General features: G+C 46.4%; 9 protein-coding genes. All 9 read left to right on the top strand.

Features of this window, described 5'->3' with window-relative positions; genetic code table 11:
- The first annotated feature begins 139 nt into the window (after window positions 1–139).
- The 9 genes from L1D44_RS03070 (at window position 140) to secF (ending at window position 11,662) form a co-directional block, all read left to right on the top strand.
- Entirely contained in the window at window positions 140–940 is an 801-nt protein-coding gene (locus L1D44_RS03070; protein ID WP_239888779.1) for a M48 family metallopeptidase, read from the top strand.
- Window positions 941–1,023: 83 nt separating this feature from the next.
- Entirely contained in the window at window positions 1,024–1,641 is a 618-nt protein-coding gene (locus tag L1D44_RS03065; protein WP_239888778.1) for an FKBP-type peptidyl-prolyl cis-trans isomerase, read from the top strand.
- Window positions 1,642–1,704: 63 nt separating this feature from the next.
- The gene (dapB, locus tag L1D44_RS03060) at window positions 1,705–2,520 is read left to right on the top strand and encodes a 4-hydroxy-tetrahydrodipicolinate reductase (RefSeq protein WP_239888777.1); all 816 of its coding nucleotides are present in this window, start codon (window positions 1,705–1,707) and stop codon (window positions 2,518–2,520) included.
- Between the two features lie 175 nt (window positions 2,521–2,695).
- Window positions 2,696–3,868: a glutamine-hydrolyzing carbamoyl-phosphate synthase small subunit gene (gene carA / locus L1D44_RS03055; protein ID WP_220768051.1), complete on the top strand. Its 1,173-nt coding sequence runs from the start codon at window positions 2,696–2,698 to the stop codon at window positions 3,866–3,868.
- 28 nt (window positions 3,869–3,896) lie between these two features.
- Complete coding sequence (gene carB, locus L1D44_RS03050) at window positions 3,897–7,118, top strand: carbamoyl-phosphate synthase large subunit (RefSeq protein WP_239888776.1); 3,222 nt, start codon at window positions 3,897–3,899, stop codon at window positions 7,116–7,118.
- Window positions 7,119–7,462: 344 nt separating this feature from the next.
- A complete protein-coding gene (gene greA / locus L1D44_RS03045) occupies window positions 7,463–7,939 on the top strand; it encodes a transcription elongation factor GreA (protein WP_220768053.1) in 477 nt (158 codons plus the stop codon).
- Window positions 7,940–8,075: 136 nt separating this feature from the next.
- The gene (locus L1D44_RS03040) at window positions 8,076–8,597 is read left to right on the top strand and encodes a hypothetical protein (RefSeq protein ID WP_239888775.1); all 522 of its coding nucleotides are present in this window, start codon (window positions 8,076–8,078) and stop codon (window positions 8,595–8,597) included.
- A gap of 340 nt (window positions 8,598–8,937) precedes the next feature.
- Window positions 8,938–10,752, top strand: coding sequence for a protein translocase subunit SecD (gene secD, locus L1D44_RS03035; protein WP_239888774.1), 1,815 nt, complete (start codon window positions 8,938–8,940; stop codon window positions 10,750–10,752).
- 1 nt (window position 10,753) lies between these two features.
- Complete coding sequence (secF, locus tag L1D44_RS03030) at window positions 10,754–11,662, top strand: protein translocase subunit SecF (protein ID WP_239888773.1); 909 nt, start codon at window positions 10,754–10,756, stop codon at window positions 11,660–11,662.
- The last annotated feature ends 16 nt before the right edge of the window (window positions 11,663–11,678 follow it).

Here is an 11,678-nt window from a genome sequence, read left to right as displayed (position 1 = left end):
ACTTCTGCGTTGAATAGATTTATAAGGGAATAACCATTATTGCAGCTATTCGCCTTGAATTAGTTTGCCAAAAATCGTTCTGAGCTGATCAAATTCTTATACTGATTGGTATTATTTTTAAAATGGAAGAGAGCAATATATGAAAGGAATACTAATACTGCTTAGCGCGGCATTGTTTTTAACGGGCTGTGCAACACATCAATCACCTACAGGCCGTGGGCAAACCTTGCTGTTTTCATCCCAAGAGATGTCACAACTTGGCGATAGCTCTTTTGCTCAGATAAAACAGCAAGAAAAAATCAGTCAAGATAAAGCGCTAAACGCGTATGTTCATTGTGTCGCTGACAGAGTGACTCAAGCGCTGCCCGATCAGAGTTTACCTTGGGAAGTGGTGGTGTTTGAGTCAGATCAAGTCAACGCCTTTGCCTTGCCGGGTGGCCATATCGGCGTGTATAGCGGATTGCTTGATGTGGCGGTCAATGCTGACCAACTTGCCACGGTTATTGGCCATGAGATTGCTCACGTACTGGCAAATCACAGTAACGAGCAGGTATCACGTGCACAGCTGACAGGTGCGGGTATGCAGCTTGCCGATTTGGCGCTCGGTGCTGGCGGTATTGCCGATAAAGAGCTCTATATGGCCGCGCTAGGTTTAGGTGTGCAAGTGGGTTACATATTGCCATACGGTCGTGAGCAAGAGTCAGAAGCGGATGTGGTCGGCGTAGAATTGATGGCGAAAGCAGGCTTTGATCCCGCACAGAGTGTCGAGCTTTGGAAGAACATGTCAAAAGCGGGCGGCGAGCAAGGGCCTGAACTGCTCTCTACTCATCCGTCACACGGCCAACGTATCGCTCAGTTGCAACAGATGCAGGCAAAAGCCCAGCCTTTATATCAAGCCAGCAAATTAAGTGTGAAAAATACTTGTCAAAGACCAAAATAGCTACGGTTTTTAGGGCAACATCACAGAAATTATGATAAAGTTGCGCGCGAAAATTCATTTGAATCATTGAGAGTACAATCATTATGTCTGAGAAGTTCAGTACAATTGAAGCGCAAGCAAGCTACGGTGTTGGTCGTCAACTAGGTGAGCAACTAGCTGCTAACTCGTTTGAAGGTATCGATATTTCTGCTGTTCAATTGGGTCTATCTGACGCTTTCGAAGGTAAAGAAAGTGTTGTATCTATGCAAGATATGCAAATTGCATTCACTGAAATTAGTCAGCGTATCCAGAAAGTTCAAGAAGCTGCTGCAGCTGCTGCATCTGAAGAAGGTGATAAGTACCTAGCCGATAACGGTGCACGTGAAGGCGTTGTGACTTTAGAATCAGGCCTACAGTATGAAGTTATTACTGAAGGTAATGGCGACAAGCCAGGTTACGACTCTACAGTTCGTACTCACTATCACGGTACTTTCATCTCTGGTGATGTATTTGATAGCTCTGTAGCTCGTGGTGAGCCAGCAGAATTCCCAGTTTCAGGCGTTATCGCTGGCTGGACTGAAGCACTACAGCTAATGCCTGTAGGCTCTAAGTGGAGACTGTTCGTACCACAGCACCTAGCATACGGTGAGCGCGGTGCGGGTGCAGCGATCCCACCATATTCAACTTTGGTATTCGAAGTTGAACTATTAGATATTATCTAAGTTAGACAATAAGCCTAAGTTAATACTTAGGCTTTTTTTTGACATATGCAGGGAGACACTGAGATGACTGAACGAGTAAGAGTGGCAATAACCGGCGGCAGCGGTCGTATGGGACGTACTCTTATTGAAGCGGCAAAGCAAAATGACGCTATTTTGCTAGGCGCAGCGATTGAACGTGCAGGTTCGACCCTAATGGGCGTTGATGCTGGTGAGCTTGCTGGGGTTGGTTCGATGAACGTAGCCATCACCGACTCACTCGATAAAGCTGTCGATGATTTTGATGTGCTTATCGACTTTACTTCACCAGAAGCCAGCGTGGTTCACACCGACTGGTGTGCAAGACATGGCAAGGCAATCGTTATCGGTACAACCGGGTTCAATCATGCTCAGAAAGAGCAAATCTCAGCCTATGCTGATCAAGTACCTATTGTAATGGCACCCAATATGGCCGTCGGCGTTAACCTGATGTGGAAACTGCTTGAAGTGGCTGCAGAGGTAATGGGGCATTACAGTGATATCGAGATTATCGAAGGTCACCATAGATATAAGAAAGATGCACCATCAGGCACGGCGCTTAAGATGGGCGAAGTGATTGCCGAAACCTTAGGCCGTGATCTGGAGAAGTGCGCCGTTTATGGCCGCGAAGGTATTACCGGTGAACGTGACAGAGGAACCATAGGTTTCGCGACTGTACGTGCTGGTGACATAGTTGGTGAACACACAGCGCTATTTGCCGATATTGGTGAGCGCTTAGAGATCACCCATAAAGCGTCTAGCCGTATGACCTTTGCCAATGGCGCGATGCGCGCAGCAACTTGGCTGGTCGAGCAAGATGCAGGGCTCTACGATATGCAGCAAGTCTTAGGCTTGAAAGCATAATTATTTAAACCGCTATTAGCGGTTTTTTTTTTGCTAAAAAAATTTTTTTGACAAATTCCTTATCTGTACTATGGACAGGTTTAAATTTTACATATAAAATCGGCGGAATTTGTCAAAATTTTGCATTTTAGCGAAAGTTGGTATCTTAAAAACACACAAAAAACAATCAATTTCAATGATTTGGCTCTTTCCGGAGGTCGCGTTGACAAAGTCTGCCTTACTCGTACTTGAAGATGGAACCATTTTTTCTGGCACTGCAATCGGTGCTGAAGGGATGTCTGTTGGTGAAGTCGTTTTTAACACTTCAATGACTGGTTACCAAGAAATTTTGACTGATCCATCATATTCACGTCAAATGGTAACCCTCACTTATCCACATATTGGTAATACTGGTACCAATGAAGAAGATACAGAATCTGATTCTGTTCATGCATGTGGCCTTATCATTCGAGACTTGCCGCTAATCGCAAGTAACTTTCGTAATCAGCAATCTTTAAGCGATTATTTGATCGCTCACAACGTTGTTGGCATTGCTGATATCGATACCCGTAAATTAACTCGTATCCTACGTGAAAAAGGCGCTCAAGCCGGTTGTATCATGGTTGGTGATTTAGATGAAGCTAAAGCGCTAGCTGCAGCTAAAGCCTTCCCTGGTCTTAAAGGCATGGATTTAGCTAAAGAAGTCACTACAAATGAAACTTACTCATGGCGCAGCGGCAGCTGGCGTTTAGTTGGCGGTTTGCCATCTGACACCCCAGAAGCTGAGCTTAAGTATAAAGTGGTAGCCTACGACTATGGTGTTAAGCGCAACATCCTACGTATGTTGGTTGACCGCGGTTGTGATGTGACGGTTGTACCTGCACAAACTCCGGCGAGTGAAGTGCTAGCGATGAATCCTGATGGGGTGTTCTTATCAAACGGTCCTGGCGACCCAGAACCATGTGATTATGCAATCGCTGCGATTCAAGAGATCTTAAAAACAGATATTCCTGTTTTCGGTATCTGCTTGGGTCACCAGTTATTGGCATTAGCTTCAGGTGCTAAAACACTGAAAATGAAGTTTGGTCATCATGGTGCTAACCACCCAGTAAGCAATATTGAGCAAGGTAACGTGATGATCACCAGCCAAAACCATGGTTTTGCTGCTGATGAAGCCACACTACCAGCCAACATTAAGGTGACTCACAAGTCGCTGTTTGATGGCTCTTTGCAAGGTATTCACCTTACTGATAAGCCTGCATTTAGTTTCCAAGGCCACCCAGAGGCGAGCCCTGGACCACACGATGCTGCGCCGTTATTCAATCACTTCATCGATTTGATTGAGTTATACCGTAAAAACGCCAAGTAGTAACCTCATCCGGGAGAAGATTTAAGCAATGCCAAAACGTACAGATATAAAGAGTATTCTTATCCTAGGTGCTGGACCAATCGTAATTGGTCAAGCCTGTGAGTTTGACTACTCAGGCGCCCAAGCCTGTAAAGCCCTACGCGAAGAAGGCTACCGAGTTATTCTGGTTAACTCTAACCCTGCAACCATTATGACTGACCCTGAAATGGCCGATGCAACTTACATCGAGCCAATCCAGTGGGAAGTGGTACGCAACATTATTGCTAAAGAGCGTCCTGATGCGATTTTGCCAACCATGGGCGGCCAGACAGCACTTAACTGTGCACTAGAGCTTGAAAGCCGTGGCGTACTAAAAGAGTTTAATGTTGATATGATTGGTGCTACCGCCGATGCAATCGACAAAGCGGAAGACCGTAGCCGTTTCGACAAAGCTATGAAGTCGATTGGCCTTGAGTGTCCGCGTGCGGGTATCGCACATACTATGGAAGAAGCTTACGGCGTATTAGACCAAGTTGGTTTCCCATGTATTATTCGTCCGTCTTTCACCATGGGTGGCAGCGGCGGCGGTATCGCTTATAACAAAGAAGAGTTTGAGGATATCTGTTCTCAAGGTCTAGAGTTATCACCGACTAACGAACTGCTTATCGACGAATCTCTGATTGGTTGGAAAGAGTACGAGATGGAAGTGGTTCGTGACCGCAATGATAACTGTATCATTGTTTGTTCTATCGAAAACTTCGACCCAATGGGTGTTCACACCGGTGACTCAATCACGGTTGCACCAGCGCAAACCCTAACGGATAAAGAATACCAGTTGATGCGTAATGCATCACTAGCGGTTCTACGTGAGATTGGTGTTGAAACAGGTGGTTCAAACGTACAGTTTGGTATCAACCCGAAAGATGGCCGTATGGTTATCATCGAGATGAACCCACGTGTATCACGTTCATCAGCACTTGCGTCTAAAGCAACAGGTTTCCCGATTGCTAAGATCGCCGCCAAGCTAGCGGTAGGTTTTACTCTTGACGAGCTAAGCAACGACATCACAGGCGGTGCGACTCCAGCATCATTTGAGCCTGCAATTGACTACGTTGTGACTAAGGTTCCACGCTTTAACTTTGAAAAATTTGCTGGTTCTAACGACCGCTTGACCACACAGATGAAGTCTGTGGGTGAAGTGATGGCGATTGGCCGTACCTTCCAAGAGTCACTGCAAAAAGCCCTTCGCGGCCTTGAAGTGGGTAAGAATGGTCTATGTCCGCATATCGACCTTGCAGATAGCGAAGCGTTAACCCGTATTCGACATGAGCTTAAAGAGCCTGGTGCAGACCGTATTTGGTATATCGCCGATGCATTCCGTGCAGGTCTTTCAGTTGAAGACATCTTTGGCCTAACTAACATCGACCCTTGGTTCCTTGTACAGCTTGAAGACTTACTAAAGTCTGAAGCGCAAGTTGCTGAAGCCGGCCTTGCTGGTTTGACTGAAGACTTCCTACGCCAGCTTAAGCGCAAAGGTTTTGCAGACTCTCGTCTAGCAGCACTTGCAGGTGTTAGCGAGACGGAAGTGCGTAAACTGCGTACTCGTTTTGAAATTCACCCTGTTTACAAGCGTGTTGATACCTGTGCGGCTGAATTCTCGACTGACACGGCTTACATGTACTCTACTTATGAAGAAGAGTGTGAAGCGAACCCATCAAACCGTGACAAGATCATGGTGTTGGGCGGCGGTCCAAACCGTATTGGTCAAGGTATTGAATTTGACTACTGCTGTGTACACGCGGCATTAGCCCTACGTGAAGACGGTTATGAAACCATCATGGTTAACTGTAACCCTGAGACGGTTTCTACCGATTACGACACATCAGACCGTCTATATTTCGAGTCAGTAACATTTGAAGACGTGCTTGAAATCGTACGCATTGAGAAGCCAAAGGGCGTAATCGTGCAGTACGGTGGTCAAACACCACTTAAATTGGCTCGTGACCTAGAAGCCGCTGGCGTACCAATTATCGGTACTAGCCCAGATGCGATTGACCGCGCAGAAGACCGTGAGCGTTTCCAGCAAGCGATTGAACGTCTAGGCATGAAGCAGCCAGAAAACGATACTGTGACGACCGTTGAAGGCGCAGTGATTTCTGCTGAGCGTATCGGTTATCCGCTGGTTGTGCGTCCATCTTATGTTCTTGGTGGTCGTGCGATGGAAATCGTATATGACGAGCAAGATTTACGTCGTTACTTCAACGAAGCGGTAAGCGTATCGAATGCATCGCCAGTACTACTGGATCACTTCCTAGACAACGCAATCGAAATCGATATCGATGCGGTTTGCGATGGCGAAACGGTTGTGATTGGTTCAATCATGGAACATATCGAGCAGGCGGGAGTTCACTCAGGTGACTCTGGTTGTTCATTGCCTCCATATAGTTTGAGCCAAGACATTCAAGACCGCATGCGTGAGCAGGTGGGTAAGCTTGCAATGGAGCTCGGGGTTGTAGGTTTGATGAACGTACAGTTCGCGGTGAAGGATAACGAGATCTACATGATTGAAGTTAACCCACGTGCTGCCCGTACCGTACCATTCGTTTCTAAGGCGACTGGCGTACCATTGGCTAAGATTGCTGCGCGAGTGATGGCGGGACAAAGCCTTAAGTCTCAGAACTTCACAGAGGAAGTGATTCCACCATTCTTCTCTGTAAAAGAAGTGGTATTGCCGTTTAACAAGTTCCCAGGTGTTGACCCTCTGCTTGGCCCTGAAATGCGCTCAACGGGTGAAGTCATGGGCGTGGGTGATACGTTTGCCGAAGCTTATGCTAAAGCACAGCTAGGTGCGACATCTGAAGTACCTAAGTCTGGTCGAGCACTGTTGTCTGTTCGTAACAGCGATAAGGCCCGTGTAGCCGATTTGGCTGCTCAATTGATTGAGCTAGGTTACCAAATTGATGCAACACACGGTACTGCGGTTATCTTAGGCGAAGCGGGTATTAACCCACGTCTAGTGAACAAGGTACATGAAGGTCGTCCACACATTCTTGACCGCATCAAGAACGGTGAGTACACCTACATTGTTAACACGACAGAAGGTCGTAAGGCGATTGAAGACTCGCGTCAGCTACGTCGTGGTGCACTGCGTTACAAGGTGAACTACACAACGACTCTGAACGCAGCATTTGCAACTTGTATGGCTCACTCGGCGGATGACCGCTCGAACGTGACGTCAGTACAAGAGTTGCATAAGCGCATTACCCAGTAAGTTAAGCGAAGCTTGAATAAAAAGGCCGCTTTTAGCGGCCTTTTTTATTGCAGGCGAGAAGCGGCTCAATAAAAAATTTATCTGTAACGGCTAGTAACTCTAGCCAAGGTTGAGTAAGCTCTAGATCGGCTGTTACGATATCGTTATTGCTGTATTCCTCGTTTATATCGCCAGCTTGACTTATATTTTGAACACAGAAGCTAAGTTATCGAGCGCAACAGATAGATTAGAGTGCATCGTTTGCCCTCAGCGTTTACAATAACGCAATTCCACCAAATTTTTATCTCACTGACAGTTAGGCTCAGTGGGGCATGCTTTTGTTTTAAAGGAGACGAAAGAAGCTTATGAGTACGGTTCCAATGACAGTTGTCGGTGCTGAACAACTGCGTAAAGAATTAGATTATCTTAAGTTCGAACGCCGCCCACAAATTGCTGAAGCAATTGGTGAGGCGCGTGAACTTGGCGATTTAAAAGAAAACGCCGAGTACCACGCAGCACGCGAAGAACAAGGTTTGTGTGAGGCACGCGTTAGAGATATCGAAGGTAAGCTTTCTCACGCACAGATTATCGATGTGACAACTATGGCTAACAACGGCCGTGTTATTTTCGGTTCTACCGTGACGATTTTGAATGTCGATACCGATGAAGAAGTGACTTACCGTATCGTAGGTGAAGACGAAGCGAATATTAAAGAAAACTTGCTTTCAGTCAGCTCTCCGATTGCCCGCGGTCTTATCGGTAAGAACCTAGATGACGAGATCTCTATCGTAACCCCAGGTGGCACTAACGATTTTGAAATCATCAAAGTAGACTACATCTAACTTTAGGGTGAGATAGTCGAGTGAAGCCGCTTTTTAGCGGCTTTATTATTGGTTTAATGGGTATTAAAAGCTTTGTGTCTTTAGCTAACTAGGTTTACTATGTTAGCGATAAATAAGACATATATTGGGACGTTAATTGCAGTTATTGGTGCGCTTTGGATTTATCTTGTTGCTCATAGGGGGATTATTTCTCACGCCTGTGGCTGCGAGTGCGTCTGAGCAAAAACCACAGCAAGCTGACGTTTCAGTGGCTGGGCACGTTAATGAGCGAGCGCAGTTAAAAGACCAATCGCAGTTACAAGCGCAAGTAAAGCAGGGTGTTGACTTGGCTGTGTTAAGCCTGCCTGATGTCAACTCTATTACGCTAAAGGATAATCACGCCCAGAAGAAGCAGGGAGATGACTCTGAATATGCGCCGCTGGTATCATCACGTTTCGTCAGTTTCTCGCAGCATGATCCACAGCAAACACGTCCAGAATATCTACTCGCGTTTGAATTTATATCGCCTGCCGTTCCATCGTTAACTGTAGGTTACCGAGTGGAGTTTACTCCGGCTCTCGATTGGTTGTTACATATCCCAAGTTCTACACATAGACTCTCCGCTTGGAAAGAGTCCAATCTTCTCTATCGCTTTTCTCAAGCTCGCGCCATTAGCTAAGTTCCATAAGCCATTTCGGCTTACCTATCGAGAACTTCTTTACCTCTGTGCAGCAACAAACCTCATTTGGCTAAAGGAAGGTTTTATAAACTTTGCCTTTAAAACATAGGTTTCATGCTTAGCCGTGTGTTTTCCCACTCATTACTTTTATGAGTTAGCACCGCATTGGTAAGTACTATTTGCTGTTTTAAGCATGACTAGGCTGGTCACTAAAAGCAGGCTCTTCTCGATAGCGATTACCGCGATATTACTTGTGCCCAAGTCCACTCTTACGGGTTAATAACCCGGACTAATGGCAAGTCATTATCGCGTTCTTAGGCAATATACAGAGCAAAATATTATGAGAGAGAACAAGAGTCCGACAATCTTAAACCATTACAGCGCATGGAAATATGTGCTGTTAGTAGTCACTATCATCATTATGTTATTTAGCGCATTACCCACATTCTATGGTGAGGATGCTGCGGTGCAAATAAGCGATGAGGCGGGTCTTAAGGTTAACCCCCTGGAGTTACATCAACTGTTGGTATCACAAGGTATCAGCGTCAAGCGCATCGATCAGGCTAGCGGTCAAACTCTGATCGTGCTTGACGACAATTCACAACAGAGCAAGCTCAAGACCTTACTTGTAAGCCAAGTAGAAGATCCTGCTAAGTTAACCCTTACTCTTGCGCCAGCAGCGCCTAACTGGCTATTGTCACTTGGTTTTTCCCCTATTAAATTGGGGCTGGATCTACGAGGTGGAGTGCAGTTTCTACTCGATGTTGAAATTGACCCCGTTTATAAGCTGCAGGCCAATACCTTCATCGAGTCTGTTAGACAATTTGTGCGTGAACAGTCGCTATATGGTGTCACGATTCAGGAGCAGGTTGACGGCCATGTGAATATCACAACAACAGACTTAACCCAAAGAGCGGCGATAAGAGAGTTTATTAAAACTCAATATCCCAATTGGCAAATCACTAATTCTGGCGGCCAATCTCTAAATGTTGGCCTGTCTGAAGCTGAAAAAATTAATATTCGCGATCTAACCGTGAAGCAAAACTTGCAGATCATGCGTAGCCGTATCGAGCAGCTTGGGATCAGTGAGGCCGTGGTTCAGCGTCAAGGTGAGCACCGCATTCGCATCGAGCTCCCAGGTGTACAAGATCCTGCAGCTGCCAAGTCTGTGATCGGCGCCACTGCAAGCCTCGCTTTTTATCAAGTTAAGCAGCCGGGTTCAGTCAATGCCAAGGTTCTCAAAGATGAGCAGGAGCAACCTGTCTATGTCGCCAGACGTCCAGTACTAGGCGGTGAACATATCGTCGATGCCAGAGCGTCTCTTGGAGAGATGGGGCTACCAGAGGTGGTGATCCATTTAGACCGAGAGGGAGGCGCCATGATGTCGGACTTTTCCCGTGACAATATCGGTAAGCCGATGGCGACCTCATACAGCGAGTATAGCCGTGATGATAGAGGCAAGATAAGACAAACCACCGAGGTGATCAGCATTGCGACAATACAATCACAACTGGGTGACCGCTTTAGTATTACTGGCGTGGGAGAATACGCCGCCGCGCAGCAGTTAGCGCTCTTATTGCGTGCAGGATCGATGACGGCGCCGGTGACTATCGTAGAGGAGCGTACTATCGGCCCGAGCCTTGGTGAGGAAAATATCACCAATGGTTTCTCAGCGCTAGCTTTAGGCATGGCGGTGACATTATTGTTTATGGGGCTTTGGTACCGCCGTTTAGGCTGGATAGCAAACGTGGCGCTTGTGGCCAACATGATCCTTATTTTTGGCTTAATGGCATTAATCCCTGGCGCGGTGTTAACTCTGCCGGGCATTGCGGGTCTTGTGTTAACAGTCGGTATGGCAGTGGATACTAACGTACTCATCTTCGAGAGGATTAAAGATAAGCTAAAGGAGGGGAGAAGTTTTGCTCATGCTATCGATAGAGGTTTCGATAGCGCCTTTTCAACCATTGTCGATGCCAACTTCACCACCATGATAACGGCTGTGGTGCTTTACGCTATTGGTAACGGGCCAATTCAAGGCTTTGCGTTAACCCTAGGGTTAGGTCTACTCACCAGTATGTTTACCGGAATATTTGCATCCAGAGCATTAGTTAACTGGGCATATGGTCGTAACTTTAGTCGTAATGTGAAGGTGTAATATGGAACTTAAGAATATGAGTAAATTAAGCAAGTTGACTAAGGCACGTTACCTCTCGAGTATCTTCTCTGTGCTTGTCATGCTGTCATCTATTGGCATTATTTTGGTTAATGGTTTTAATTGGGGCCTAGACTTTACTGGCGGAATTGTTACTGAAGTCAAACTTGATCCCAAGATCAAGGCTGAACAAATTAGCGAGTTGTTGGCCAAAACATCTGAGCAGGAGGTCAGTGTTATTTCCGCGGGCGAACCTGGTCGTTGGATTTTGCGTTACGCCAAAGTAGACAATGCTGGGGCGCAGGATATTAAAACGGTATTGGCGCCTTTGACTGATAATGTTCAAGTGCTCAACTCGAGTATCGTTGGGCCACAAATTGGTCAAGAGCTCGCAGAACAGGGCGGCTTGGCACTACTTGCAGCAATGCTATGTATTTTGGCTTACTTGAGCTTTCGGTTTGAGTGGCGTCTTGCCAGTGGCGCACTACTCGCGCTATTTCACGATGTTATCTTCGTGTTGGCCTTCTTCTCGTTAACTCAGATGGAGTTTAATCTAACGATTCTGGCTGCGGTACTGGCTATTTTGGGTTACTCATTGAATGACTCTATCGTGATTGCCGATAGGGTGAGGGAAGTGCTCATTGCTAAGCCAAAAGCGGCGATTGATGAGATCTGTAGCAGTGCGGTGCAAGCAACCTTCTCGCGCACCATGGTTACCAGCGGTACAACCTTGTTTACCGTTGCTGCCTTATGGATTATGGGCGGCGCGCCGTTGCAGGGGTTTTCTATTGCCATGTTTCTCGGCATCATGATTGGAACGATTTCGTCAGTATCAGTGGGTACTTGCTTACCCGAGTTTCTAAAGGTGAGTGCAGAGCATTACAAGGTTGAGCCTTTAAGCGAAACACCATAAAAGGCTCATAAAAAAA

It is taken from the genome of Shewanella sp. Isolate13, assembly GCF_022398325.1.
Lineage (GTDB): Bacteria > Pseudomonadota > Gammaproteobacteria > Enterobacterales > Shewanellaceae > Shewanella.
This window is presented reverse-complemented; position numbering and strand designations above follow the sequence as displayed.